The sequence below is a fragment of the Glutamicibacter ardleyensis genome (assembly GCF_014644555.1).
GTDB classification, from domain to species: domain Bacteria; phylum Actinomycetota; class Actinomycetes; order Actinomycetales; family Micrococcaceae; genus Glutamicibacter; species Glutamicibacter bergerei.
In genome coordinates, this window is record NZ_BMKX01000002.1 from 472,198 (window position 1) to 485,198 (window position 13,001).

A 13,001-nucleotide genomic window follows, 5' to 3' on the forward strand; every position below is an offset into this window, starting at 1 on the left:
GTGGCCGAGGAAAAACCGCTGACGATAGTCATCGCCGCCGATACTTACCTGCCTGATATTAATGGTGCGGCAATGTTCTGCTACCGATTGGCTAGTGCCATGAAAGAACGCGGACACCGAGTGCACGTATTGGCGGTACGCGGCGAAAAGGGCAAGACCTACACTGAGGTTCGCCCCGAAGCCATCGTGCACCGACTGCAATCACACGGGGTACCAACCCACGAGTATTTCCGTATCGCATTTCCTTGGGAAGTTAATTCGCAAATCAACAAGATCTTGGCAGACATCAAACCTGACGTCGTGCACGCGCAGAGCCACTACATGATTGGCCAGCAGACCTTGGCTTACGCACGTAAACATGGGGTGCGAGCCGTCGCGACGAACCATTTTATGCCGGAGAATCTTGATCCTTTCTTACCCTTTCCTAAGTGGTTTAAGAAGATCGTTGCCCGCAACTCGTGGCGAGATATGGGGAAGATTTTCGGAAGAGCGGATGCGGTGACCACTCCGACTCCGTTGGCTGCGAAAGCCATGAAGGAGCACGCGGGGCTGACGAAGGTGCTGCCTTTATCCAATGGAATCGAAGTTGGCAACTATGAGCTGGGCAACGAGGAAGAAATTGTTCGCAACGAAGCACCAACCATACTTTTTGTTGGTCGACTAGCCGTCGAGAAAAACGTAAACGAGCTAATCGAGGCCCTGGCATTGATGAAGCAGGTACCTAACTCGATTCTCGAAGTTGTTGGCGGTGGCGAGCAACGTTCACTGTTGGAGAAGATTGCCAATGAAAAAGGTGTGCGTGACCGTGTTCGATTCCTTGGGCATGTCAGCGAAGAGGAGCTTCGCGAGGCTTATCTGCGCTGTGACGTCTTCTGCCAACCAGGAACCGCGGAATTGCAGTCCTTGGTGACGCTCGAAGCGCTTTCAGCCTCGAAGCCCGTGATCCTAGCCAACGCGATGGCGTTGCCACACCTTGTCGACGTCGGTGTGAACGGTTATATGTTTGAACCTGGTAACCGAGAAGATCTGGCGCAGAAGCTGGACAAGGTGTTAAGTCTCGAACCTCAGGAACGTGAACGCCTAGGATCTGCGGGGCACCGAAAGGTCATGAATCATGCGCAGGAGAAAACCATGAACTCCTTCGAAGCGCTCTATCGTGGGCAGAGCGTCACTACGCATTAGCACTTGGCGACGCCGCAAGGACCTCGAATCGAGATTTTGGCTGGTCATGCCCTAGAATATTTCGAGTGTGGTTACTGCTTCGGCGGTAATTCTCATAGTGGGGCGTTAGCTCAGTTGGTTAGAGCAGGGAACTCATAATTCCTTGGTCGTCGGTTCAAGTCCGACACGCCCTACAGTATGAAAACGCCGGGTCACCTGTATGAACAAGTGACCCGGCGTTCTTCTATTTAAATCTCAGATCACGGTTTAACCATAGTTTTCACTCATTCAGTCGTTCAACGGCAGCAAGATCGAGGGGCGCAAATCTTCGATGAGAAGTGCTGGGTCGATATATTCTCCATCTAACCGGACGCCCCAGTGAATACAGCGATTTGAGCAATGAGCACCCGTCGACACGGTTCCGAGCTTGGCTCCAGATTCCACCCAGCTACCCACCGAGAGCTCGCTGGTCACAGGTTCCAAACTGGTCTTGAACCCATGCCCGTGGTCAATCACAACCACGGGGCGGTCAACGACCACACCCCGGAAGGTGATACGTCCACGATTCGGGGCAACGACTTGGTTACCAACAGATGCCGCCAGATCCACACCACGATGACCGGCCGACCACTGCTCGGCCGGCTTATCAAAAGCCTTGAGGATCTTCGGCTCTCCGGCTAGCGGCCAGCGCCACTGAGCTGCGGCTGCAGGTTGCGCATAGTTCTGTGTGGTTTCTGCGCGGGCACCCAGCGGGGCCAAAGTCAGAATCAGTAGTGCCGGGAGTAGCAATAAAAGTCGTTTGGGTTTCATAAGTTCAGCCTGTGGCAACGAGGTGCGGAATTTTGGTGATTGACCGCAAGATGTGGGTAACTTCGTTGGTCGGGTTTTAGGCGCTAGATCACCATAGATCACGGTCTCTGGAGCGAAGTCGGTGTAGTACACTTGAAACTGCAGTTTCTTGTCAGAGGTGTGTCCAAAATTGGTTCACCTCCCAAGGGATTGACTTCGCGTGCGAGGTTCCACATCCTTTTTGAGGAAGTGGTCATAAGTTCCAGTGGTCCGAGAGAATCGGTGGACTTAGACAGGCTGCTAAGCAGTCAGGATCGCGCACTAGGGCGGATATTCAAAATGAAAATCTGCGTACAACCCAAACAACTAAGAGCAGTTACCGCGGACGCGCACGCGTCCGGTCCGCCACTGCTGAGAGGAGTTGCGACATGCCAGTCGTAACCATGCGAGAGCTGCTAGACAGCGGCGTCCACTTCGGCCACCAGACCCGTCGTTGGAACCCAAAGATGAAGCGCTTCATTTTCACCGAGCGCAACGGCATCTACATCATTGACCTGCAGCAGTCGCTGTCGTTCATTGACCGCGCTTACGAGTTCGTCAAGCAGACCGTTGCCCACGGTGGCACCGTACTGTTCGTCGGTACCAAGAAGCAGGCTCAGGAATCGATCGCTGAGCAGGCTAACCGCGTTGGCCAGCCATACGTGAACCAGCGTTGGCTCGGCGGTATGCTGACCAACTTCCAGACCGTCTCCAAGCGCGTTCAGCGCATGAAGGAACTGGAAGAGATCAACTTCGAGGACGTTGCCGGTTCGGGCCACACCAAGAAGGAACTTCTGCTGCTCAAGCGCGAGCTGACCAAGCTGCAGAACAACCTCGGTGGTATCCGCAACCTGACCCGTACCCCTTCCGCTATCTGGATCGTTGACACCAAGAAGGAACACTTGGCTATCGACGAAGCTCGCAAGCTGGGCATCCCAGTTGTTGCCATCTTGGACACCAACTGCGATCCAGACGAAGTAACCTACCCAATCCCAGGCAACGACGACGCAATCCGCTCCGTCAACCTGTTGACCCGCGTTGTTGCAGACGCCGTTGCTGAAGGCCTCATCGCCAAGAACAACAAGGCAACCGGCAAGACCGAGGGTGCAGCAGAGCCAATGGCTGAGTGGGAGCGCGAGCTTCTCGAAGGCGAAAAGGCAAAGGCAAAGGCTGAGGCTCCTGCCGAAGCCGCAACCGAGGCTCCTGCCGAGGCTGCTGCTGAAGAGGCTCCAGAAGCCAAGTAGTCATCTGACTATCTCTTAGAGTTTGCTTCCGCGCGCTAGCGTGGGCGGAAGGATACTCAAAAAGTCTCGTGGGACGGGTTGGTTATCCGACCCGTCCCACGAGCGACATAAACTTGAAACCTCCTAGTGAACGGGGATGCACGTGGCAAACTACACCGCTGCTGATATCAAGGCTCTGCGCGAACGTACCGGCGCAGGCATGATGGACGTGAAGAAGGCTCTCGACGAGGCTGACGGCAATGCCGAGAAGGCCATCGAGATCATCCGCGTCAAGGGTCTGAAGGGCGCTACCAAGCGCGAAGGCCGTTCGACCGCAGAAGGCCTTGTCGCCGCTAAGGTCGATGGCACCGTTGGTGTCATGGTCGAGATCAACTGCGAGACCGACTTCGTCGCCAAGAACGAGAAGTTCATCGAGCTGGCAAACAAGGTTCTGGATGCCGCTGTGGCTTCCGGCGCGGCAGATGCCGAAGCCCTGTTGGCTTACGAGCTAGACGGCAAGCCTGTTTCTGAGATCGTTATCGAAGAGGGCGCAATCCTCGGCGAGAAGATCGTTGTCCGCCGTGTCGCCCGCATTGAGGGTGCAAAGGTTGCAGCTTACCTGCACAAGACCAGCAAGGACCTGCCAGCACAGGTTGGCGTTCTGATGGCTGTTGACGCTGACAGTGAAGCTGCAGCAACCGTTGCACACGATGTTGCAGTGCACACCGCAGCAATGTCGCCAATCTACCTGTCCCGCGAAGAAGTTCCTGCGGACAAGGTTGCTGACGAGCGTCGCATCGCTGATGAGACCGCACGCGCAGAGGGCAAGCCAGAAGCTGCCCTTACCAAGATCGTTGAAGGCCGTTTGACCGGCTTCTTCAAGGAAATCGTATTGGTTGACCAGGCATTCGCTAAGGACGCAAAGAAGTCCGTAGCCAAGGTCTTCGAAGAAGCTGGCACCAAGCCAGTTGCCTTCGCACGTTTCCGTGTTGGTGCCTAAGGGTTCAGCCACACAGTAAGCGACAGTCGCCGTTGAACGGCGGCTAACCAAGATAAGGGAGGTGAGCCACCGAGCATACTCGGTGACTCACCTCCCTTTTCTTGAGCCCGGATGGCAAGATAGTTTTGAGATCCGGAAATAGAATTCTCAACCCTCAGGAGATAGATTCCATGCCTACCAGTCCAGAAACTAAACGACGCCGCGTCCTGCTAAAGCTTTCCGGAGAGGTCTTCGGCGGAGGTAACGTCGGTGTTGACCCGACCACCGTGCGCGGAATTGCAGAACAGATTGCAGCGACCGTTGGTGAAGTAGAAGTAGCCATCGTTGTCGGTGGCGGAAACTTCTTCCGTGGCGCCGAGCTATCAGCCGCTGGTATGGATCGCTCCCGCGCGGACTACATGGGCATGCTTGGCACCGTCATGAACTGTCTGGCGCTGCAGGACTTCTTGGAACAGTGCGGAGTAGAAACTCGCGTCCAGTCCGCCATTGCCATGGCTCAGGTGGCGGAGAACTACATTCCACGTCGCGCCATCCGCCACATGGAAAAAGACCGCGTGGTCATCTTCGGTGCCGGCGCCGGCCTGCCATATTTCTCCACCGACACCGTGGCCGCTCAGCGTGCCCTCGAAGTTGATGCTGACGAGGTGCTGATGGCCAAGAGCGGCGTAGATGGTGTCTACACCGCAGACCCAAAGAAGGATCCAAACGCTAAGAAGCTGGACACCCTGACCTACTCCGAGGCGCTACAACGCGACATCCGCGTGATGGACCAGACCGCTATGACCATGTGCCAAGACAATGCCTTGAACATGCTGGTCTTCGGCATGGAAGGCGAAGGAAATGTGGCCCGCGCCATTCGCGGCGAGCGGATTGGCACCACCGTCACCCCATAAGGGTGTTCGTGACATAGGATTGAATTAGATGTAGTTGTTCTGCGCTCCTAGGATCGCCCGTGCTGCGGGGGTCGGGGAGCGTGGAACACAAGGTAAAAGTACTGAGGAGTACCGGTGATTGACGAAACGTTGGCGGAAGCCGCCGAAAAGATGGACCGCACCATTGAAGCCGCCAAGGAGGACTTCGCGACGATCCGTACCGGTCGCGCCCACCCAGGCATGTATTCCAAGGTCATGGTGGACTACTACGGTTCCCCAACCCCACTGATGCAGCTGGCATCCTTTGCTGTGCCTGAAGCACGCACCATCACCATCAGCCCGTTCGATATCTCCGCAATGCGAGCTATCGAAAAGGCCTTGGGTGACCCAGAGGTCGGTGCTAACCCATCGAGCGATGGCAAGATGATTCGCGTTACGCTTCCGGTACTGACCGAGGAACGTCGTAAAGAATACGTCAAGCTGGCTCGCTCCAAGGGCGAAGATGCCAAGGTTGCGGTGCGTAGCCACCGTCGCAAGGCCAAGGACAGCATCGATAAGTTCGTCAAGGATGGCGAAATTGGTGAAGATGACGGCAGCCGCGCTGAAAAGGAACTCGACGCACTGACCAAGTCACACGTTGATTCGGTCGATGAGATTCTGAAGAAAAAAGAAGCAGAGCTGCTGGAAGTCTAATGCCAGGCTCGACAGACAACACTGAGGGCAACGCTTCGGCGGTGCCCTCAGTGGCATCCGGCGAAAACCAGCCTATGACTCGGCGAGAAGCTCGCGCACAGCGCGAAGCCGCCGAACGCGGAAATTCCCGCGCCTCGAAACTTAAGCGTGCTTTGTCGGGGGAGAAGTCCGAGAGCGTGCAGCCACAGGCTTCAGCACCGAACACCCCCGAGACAGTGCCGCCTCAAACTCCTGTGGCGACCCCAAAAAGTATCGAACCTCAGGCAGAAGCCAAGGCAAAGATCCCGGTAGGGGAAAAGCCAAAGTCGAAGGATCACGCCGCACCAAAGCCGGTGCCGGTGATCCGTCCGGCTAATGTGAAGGCGCCGGTTGATACGCCAGGTACATCCAAGCCTGTAGGAAAGACGCAGCAATCAGCAAAGCCAGTAGCAACGCCGGAGCCGGTTCAGGCTCCGACACCGGCAAGTGATGCGGCCAAATCGAAGGCGAAGGCCGAGGCGAAAGCTCAACTTCTCGCCCCGGTACCGGCCACCGGACGGTCCGTTGAAAAAACTCAGGCTTCAAAGTCACCGGCAGAAGCTCAACCGGCTCCGCCGCACTCGGATAGCAAAGACTTAGCCGAAACTGGACATGCCGAGCCTGAAGAAGCTGAGATTCCAGCCGAACTACTCATCGGTGGACCGCCGAAGAAGTCGCGGGCGGGACGAAACCTGCCAGCTGCCATCGGTGTAGGTTTGGGCATGCTTGGCCTGGCTATGGTGGGACTTTTCTGGGTACCTGCGCTACTGGTTGCGCTCATCGTGATCTTGGCGGGCATCGGCTCGTGGGAAGTCGCTCGTGCGACAACCTATGCGAAAACTGAGGTGCAGCAGTTCCCGCTGTATCTGGCCTCTGTGCTCCTTCCCGTAAGCGCGATCCTCGGGGGACTAGATGCGTTGAGTTTTGCCTACTTAGGTAGTCTGGTCCTTGCTTTGGTCTTCCGAATTTTGGATGGACTCAAGGGCGCTGTGGCCTCGGTGATGAGCAGTGTCTTCATTATCAGTTGGGTGCCATTACTACTTAGTTTCGCCTTGCTGGTGATGCGCGGGGATAACGGCAACCTACTGATTACCACCATTTTGTTGCTTGTGGTCAGTAACGACACCTTTGGCTACGCGGTGGGCGTGCTCTTCGGTAAACATCCTATGGCTCCAAAGATTTCTCCCAAGAAATCTTGGGAAGGCTTTGCCGGATCCATGGTTGGTTCCATGGTCATTGGCGCGCTGGCCGCGAACTACTGGCTGGACATGCCTTGGTGGTCTGGCGTCATTCTCGCTTGCTTCACGACCATCGCAGCGACAACTGGCGACTTCGCCGAGTCGATGGTTAAGCGTGAACTGGGGATCAAGGATATGAGTAACCTGTTGCCGGGTCACGGCGGCATTATGGATCGACTCGATTCGTTGCTCTTCGCTATCCCGTTGGCCTACCTTGTCTCGCACTTCTTGGAGTGGAGCGTCGCAGTCTTCTAAACCCGAATGGTGTGGACCCGCACACGGATCTGCACCATTCGGTGTGCCTATGGCACCAAAATATTTCACAACACATAAGATTGAAGGGTGCCGCGTCATCGCGGTACGCCTGATGACTTTTCGTCTAGAACTAAGGAATAGTCGTGTCGCAGCAACAAGATGCTCCGTTCTCCCGGGTCCCGGAAAAGGACTTCGGCTACAACGTTAAGCAGGTTGATGCGTTTCTGAGCCGGGCGCGTGCCACCTTCAACGGCGGCGGAAACGATGATGCCGTGGTGACTAGCCACCTAATCCGTCGCACTACCTTTGCGCCGCAAAAGGGCGGCTACCAGGCCCGTGAAGTTGATGGTGCATTGGACCGTCTAGAAGACGTCTTTGCTAAGCGCGAGCGTGATGACCTGATTGCCCACCAAGGTGAAGAAGTGTGGCTGCAACAGGTCGGCCGCCTCGCAGCGATCTTACGCGGACGTTTGCACCGTTCTAAGGGTGAGCGTTTCCGTCGCCCTTCTCGAGCAAACGCAGCGAGCTACAACATTGAGGACGTTGACCGCCTGTGTGATCAGCTCATCGATTACTTCGAGCGTGACGTGCCTATGGCAGTCGACTCGGTACGTCGCGTGGAGTTCCGCTCTGCGGTGGGTACAGAAGGCTATGAAGAGTCGCAGGTGGATGCCTTCTTGGACCGTGTGGTCGAGCTGATGGCCTCGATAGACTAGATTTTCACGCACAAAACACGCCGCGGCCGCTAGGGAACAGATGTTCCGTAGCGGCCGCGATGTAGTTTAAGCGTTTAGTCTTGGTCTTCAGATTTTGACTGACGTCGTTTTTTGTCTTTTGTAGCGTAGTAGGCGTTTTTAGTTCGTTCCCGGGCTCGTGTTTTAATTTCCACGATGTCCTCTGCGAAGTGCTCCTTAGTCATGGCTTTGAACTCGGCCAACTTCGCGTCGGTCTCCTGCTGAGTTTCACCTGCCTGCCAGGGCCTAATCAGGAAAAATAAACCCATGTTCACCGCCGCATGAATAATTCCAAAGACCACTGCGGTGACTGAATTGCCCCACGCAATGAAGGCAAACACGGCCCCGGTCAGAAGGTATGCGAGCAACGGCAGTACGCTATAACCCCAGCCGCCAGGTTCGTTGAGTCTTCCTCGAATCACAAAGGGACGTTCAATACCTACGGCGAGAAGCTCTCCGAGGAGCAGAGTCGCCACCAGCACGCCTATGCTAGTTCCCAAACTTGCGGTCATAGAGTCACCGAATAGGGTGGACACCCAGAAAAGCAGCGCAACAACCAATAGTTTCAGTGTTCCGGTGAACAAATGACCGGTGAATGTGTGGATCAGTCGGGGCGGAGTCCATGCGGGGTCGTTAACAGGGTGTTCTGTGGGCATCTGTGATCCTCCCTGTGAGTCGCTAGAGATTTTCTGGTTTCAGTTTAGGATCCCTGAGATCTGAATGCGCTAGTACATAGCCATCAAAACGGGGCCGTGGCCCCTTAAATCTCAGCCGCTGTGCGTTTGGCCTTGTTCTGCTGTATCCGCCGGTCAATGAGCCACCCTGTTCCAATGAACAGTACCGAAGCAACTGAGGTCGTGATCGCTGAGTACAGTGAAGGATCAGCAGAGGAATTCCAAAAATATGGGCTCCCAAAGGCAACGATTATCATTAAAAAAATTCCAATAAAAACGTACATTCCTGTCCTCTCCCTCTGACAGCCGAGACGTGAGCAACGCTCAAAGCAGATTCTTACATCTCAAGTTCGACATGCGGATTACGCGAACTTTCGTTAGATGAACTATTCATTCGAGGCTAACAGTCTCACTGAAATCAGTACATCGTCCTTAAGTACTAGGGGGCGTAACGATGCCTGCTTGATTGCACTACAGAAAGCTCGTTAGCGACTCGTACCGGCTGGTCTGGGCGAACTTTTGGGTCTGAAACAGGCTACTTGTAGCTGCGTTCTGGCACGTGCAGTAATGCCATGACGAGGTCGACATTCGTGGGAATCTTCCGTGGAGATTTTTTGGATACCAAGATCATCACCACAAAGGCTAGTGGGACGCTCCATGCGGCCGGCTGGCGGAGCATCAACACCCAGAACGAGTCGTTGTTCGGCATCATGCTTGAACCGAGCAGAGCGAGCCCACAGCTTGCAGCACCTGCCAACATGCCGGCAATCGCCCCGCGCGCAGTCAAAGAACGCCACCAGATGCCCAGTAGTAGCAGCGGGCAGATCGTCGACGCGGTAAACGCGAAGACGTTGCCAATAGCACCGGCTAGCGCCAACGAGCTAGTTAGTAAGGCCACAACTACCGGAATCGCTGTGGCAAGTACCGTGGAGATCCTAAAACCGCGCACGGTGCCATTGAAGAACTCCTGTGAAAGTGCTCCGGCCAATGAGACTGCCAACCCGGAGGTGGTAGACAAGAACGCGGCAAACGCGCCCCCCACCACCACGGCGGTCAATAAATCTGCAAGGACCCCGTCAAAGACACTGTGCGGTAAGAGCAAGATGGTGGCATCAGCGTTGGATGCCGAAAGATCTTTGGTGTAGAGAATTCCCAAGACACCCAAGGTGGTCGGCAACAGGTAAAAAACAGAGAGCAGGCAGAGCACTATCGCCGTAGTGGTGCGTGCCGCGTGTCCCGTCGGGTTTGTATAGAAGCGCACCAGAACGTGCGGTAGACCGAGCGTGCCAAAGAGCAGAGCCAGGATAATCGAGATGGTTTCATACAGGCTCATCGAACTGATCGATTTTAATTGCCCAGCAACCGCCGCGGCTCGCTCGGGGACCGAATACTCGGGCAAGACTTGGAAGAGTACAAAAAGTGTGGGGATCACTAAGGCCGCAAGTTTGAACCAGTATTGGAATGCCTGCACAAACGTCACCGAACGCATGCCACCGGATACCACCGTCAGACACACCACCGCGGCGACAATAAGTGGGCCAATCCAGCCAGGGAGCCCGGTGGCAATGGACAGCGTTAATGCCGCCCCATGCATCTGGGGGACGATATATAACCAACAGATGATCACCACCAAGTAGGTGGTGATTTTACGTAGCATGATCGAATCTTCGAAGCGGATCTGGGCAAAGTCCGGAATCGTATAAGCCTGCGACCGGCGCAACGGTGCAGCAACGAATAACAAGAGCATCAAATATCCGGCTGTGTAGCCAATCGGGAACCACAGCCCGGATTGACCACTGAGCACAATCAGTCCTGCGACGCCCAAGAATGAGGCGGCCGAGAGGTACTCGCCACCGATGGCAGACGCATTCCACCACGGTCGCACGGTACGCGAAGCAACATAAAAGTCACTGGTGGTGCGAGATAGTCGCAGCCCGTAGAAGGCGATCAGCATGGTGGTCAGGCTGACAAGAACCAAAGCCAACACGGAAAACAAGTTAGTCATCGAGAGATACTCCGGTAGCGCCGTTCGTTACGTGTTGCCGCCCGGTTATAAAGCAAGCCGGCAATGATGATCAATGGGTAAATACCTACACCCAAAATCCACCAAGGCAGTGGAATATTAAAGAGCATGATCTGCGAGACCACAGGCCAAAAAACCAAGATCGCGGAGATCCCCACCAGCATGATCAGTAACCCAGCAGCTACGGCCACCGCCAGACGTAGCTGGGAGCTGATCAACTGGCGTACATAAAAGTTCTCGGCGCTCTGCTCGGGCCGCGTAGCGGGGATGTCTAGGCTTGCGTCCTGCGGAGCCTGTACCCGCACACGTTGCGGACGTTGCTGGGCAAAGCGACCTAAAGGTTCGCTCACAATGGACGAACCCGGTTTGCGGCCAGGCGTTCGCGAAGGTAGGGCAGCGCCCGGCGCGAAATCGGCAGTTCAACGCCGTTGACCACTACCGCAGCCTTACCAGTTTGCAACCGCACAGTCTCGATCTTGTCCATGGAGACCAAATAGGAGCGGTGAATGCGCACATAACCGGATTCTGCCCACTGCTGTTCCAAATCGTTGAGCGGTACACGAATCAGGTAGCTGGACTCGCGAGTGTGTAGCCGGGCGTAATCACCTTGAGCCTGTACAAAACCGATTTCGTCACGCGGTATGAGCTTGGTGATGCCACCTTGATCAACGGTGATCATTTCCGGCTTTGCCGGTTCGTCTTCAACCAATTCGCAGATGCGGCGGACGGATTCGGCCAGTCGCTGCGGGCGGATGGGTTTAAGCACGTAGTCGATAGCCGCCAGTTCGAAGGCCTCTAAGGCTTGGTCTTCGTCTGCGGTGACAAATACGATCAGTGGCGGATGAGTGAAACGGGAGATTACTCGGGCAATATCCAGTCCAGACAGTGCTGGCATGTGGATGTCCAAGAACAGGGCATCTACATCGTTTTCTTCTAAGGCTTTGAGCGCTGCGGCGCCGGAGGTTGCTCGGTGAATTTTTCCGATTCGCGAGTCTTGTCCGAGCAGAAAAGATATTTCTTCTACCGCTGGAAGTTCATCATCGGCAACGACCACATTAATCATGCCTAAAACTCTACCTTTGCTTAGGGCATTACGTCTGGTTCTAAGGTCTGTGGGGGGCGGAACTTCGGGATTCTTAAGGTGATAAGCGTTCCCTCGTCTGGCGCGGTATCGATAATCAGGCCATTGGCGTTGCCATAGAGCTGACGTAGCCTGACATCCACGTTACGCAGTCCCACATGCATATTGACGGTAGTTCCGGCCAAAACAGAGGCTAGCTGCTCTGGATCCATACCTGCCCCGTCGTCTTCGACGCTGATCACCGCGTGTAGTCCGTCCTCGGTGGCGGTAATCGAGATTCTCCCGCCATCGGGGCGTGCTTCCAATCCGTGGTGGACGGCGTTCTCCACTAATGGCTGTAGACAGAGGAAGGGGATTTGGGTGGTAAGTACTTCGGGAGCGATTTGCAAGGAGACCTTGATGCGGTCCCCAAAACGCGCCTTTTCCAACAGCAGGTACCGGTCAATTGCCTCGAGCTCTTCGGCCAAAGTAGTGAATTCACCACGCCGGCGGAACGAATACCGGGTGAAGTCAGCAAATTCAATCACTAGCTCACGTGCCCTGGCCGGATCGGTGTTGATAAATGAGGCAATGGCGTTCAGCGAGTTGTAGATGAAATGTGGGGAGATTTGCGCACGTAGCGCACGCATCTGCGCCTCGAGCAACTTCGCTTTTGACTCGTCGAGTTCTGCGGTGCTGACCTGGGCAGAAACGAAAACCGCTACCTCAGATACGGCGCGTACGAAGCTTGCTCCAGCGCGTTCGGACAACGCAGTCACGGTGCCTACTGCTTGCCCACCGGCCAATATGGGGGCGGCCACAAGATCAAAGCCGGGGGTGCGATGAACTTGCGTTTTCTGACTAGTGATTGCCGAGATGCCGATAGCCTGAGCGCGCTCTTCAAGCCCGGGCGTAAAGTCAATAGCCGAGTCGGTAGCGAGAATTTGTTGAGAATCACTAATCACAAATGCTGAGCAGCCCAGAAGTTTACGTAACGCCTTGGCACTTTTTGCAGCCCCTTCTTCGGTGAGGCCGCGTCCTAGGTGCGGTACCGCTACAGACATATGGTGCAGGGCCTGGAAGGTAGCTTCTTCGGCGTAGGTACCCAGCTCCTTAGTGGAGCGGGAAATCTTAAAACCAAGGTAGCCAACAATGGCGATGCCAACAATCACGATGGTGACGATGAGGGTGATCTGCAACGCGGGAGACATAAGCCCATCCT

General features: G+C 55.4%; 13 protein-coding genes and 1 tRNA gene. 8 read left to right on the forward strand and 6 right to left on the reverse strand.

What is annotated here, in order from left to right:
* Positions 1–1,182, forward strand: coding sequence for a glycosyltransferase (locus IEX04_RS06885; protein ID WP_096256741.1), 1,182 nt, complete (start codon positions 1–3; stop codon positions 1,180–1,182).
* 99 nt (positions 1,183–1,281) lie between these two features.
* Positions 1,282–1,355 (forward strand) — tRNA-Ile (locus IEX04_RS06890).
* Between the two features lie 94 nt (positions 1,356–1,449).
* On the opposite strand, the gene IEX04_RS06895 is transcribed toward IEX04_RS06890, so the two are convergent.
* On the reverse strand, positions 1,450–1,971 hold the full coding sequence (locus tag IEX04_RS06895) for a M23 family metallopeptidase (RefSeq protein ID WP_188684682.1): 522 nt from the start codon (positions 1,969–1,971) through the stop codon (positions 1,450–1,452).
* Between the two features lie 407 nt (positions 1,972–2,378).
* Between IEX04_RS06895 and rpsB the strand changes: the two genes are divergently transcribed.
* From rpsB to IEX04_RS06925, 6 genes are all read left to right on the forward strand, one after another.
* Positions 2,379–3,233: a 30S ribosomal protein S2 gene (gene rpsB, locus IEX04_RS06900; protein WP_188684684.1), complete on the forward strand. Its 855-nt coding sequence runs from the start codon at positions 2,379–2,381 to the stop codon at positions 3,231–3,233.
* 142 nt (positions 3,234–3,375) lie between these two features.
* Positions 3,376–4,212, forward strand: coding sequence for a translation elongation factor Ts (gene tsf / locus IEX04_RS06905; RefSeq protein ID WP_096256799.1), 837 nt, complete (start codon positions 3,376–3,378; stop codon positions 4,210–4,212).
* 170 nt (positions 4,213–4,382) lie between these two features.
* Entirely contained in the window at positions 4,383–5,105 is a 723-nt protein-coding gene (gene pyrH, locus IEX04_RS06910; RefSeq protein WP_096256743.1) for a UMP kinase, read from the forward strand.
* 114 nt (positions 5,106–5,219) lie between these two features.
* Positions 5,220–5,777, forward strand: coding sequence for a ribosome recycling factor (gene frr, locus IEX04_RS06915; protein WP_096256744.1), 558 nt, complete (start codon positions 5,220–5,222; stop codon positions 5,775–5,777).
* Complete coding sequence (locus tag IEX04_RS18775) at positions 5,777–7,288, forward strand: phosphatidate cytidylyltransferase (protein ID WP_229677045.1); 1,512 nt, start codon at positions 5,777–5,779, stop codon at positions 7,286–7,288. The genes frr and IEX04_RS18775 overlap by 1 nt, the downstream gene beginning before the upstream one ends.
* A 143-nt stretch (positions 7,289–7,431) precedes the next feature.
* On the forward strand, positions 7,432–8,004 hold the full coding sequence (locus IEX04_RS06925) for a DivIVA domain-containing protein (RefSeq protein WP_382344636.1): 573 nt from the start codon (positions 7,432–7,434) through the stop codon (positions 8,002–8,004).
* Between the two features lie 74 nt (positions 8,005–8,078).
* On the opposite strand, the gene IEX04_RS06930 is transcribed toward IEX04_RS06925, so the two are convergent.
* The 5 genes from IEX04_RS06930 to IEX04_RS06950 form a co-directional block, all read right to left on the reverse strand.
* Positions 8,079–8,678: a hypothetical protein gene (locus IEX04_RS06930; protein ID WP_188684686.1), complete on the reverse strand. Its 600-nt coding sequence runs from the start codon at positions 8,676–8,678 to the stop codon at positions 8,079–8,081.
* Positions 8,679–9,231: 553 nt separating this feature from the next.
* Positions 9,232–10,701: a sodium/solute symporter gene (locus IEX04_RS06935; protein ID WP_188684688.1), complete on the reverse strand. Its 1,470-nt coding sequence runs from the start codon at positions 10,699–10,701 to the stop codon at positions 9,232–9,234.
* Entirely contained in the window at positions 10,698–11,069 is a 372-nt protein-coding gene (locus tag IEX04_RS06940; RefSeq protein ID WP_229677046.1) for a hypothetical protein, read from the reverse strand. The genes IEX04_RS06935 and IEX04_RS06940 overlap by 4 nt, the downstream gene beginning before the upstream one ends.
* Positions 11,066–11,782 (reverse strand): LytR/AlgR family response regulator transcription factor, encoded by a 717-nt coding sequence (locus IEX04_RS06945; RefSeq protein WP_096256749.1) that lies wholly within the window; start codon positions 11,780–11,782, stop codon positions 11,066–11,068. Before IEX04_RS06945 ends, IEX04_RS06940 begins: the two co-directional genes overlap by 4 nt.
* Positions 11,783–11,802: 20 nt before the next feature.
* Complete coding sequence (locus IEX04_RS06950; protein ID WP_188684690.1) at positions 11,803–12,990, reverse strand: sensor histidine kinase; 1,188 nt, start codon at positions 12,988–12,990, stop codon at positions 11,803–11,805.
* Between the last annotated feature and the right edge of the window lie 11 nt (positions 12,991–13,001).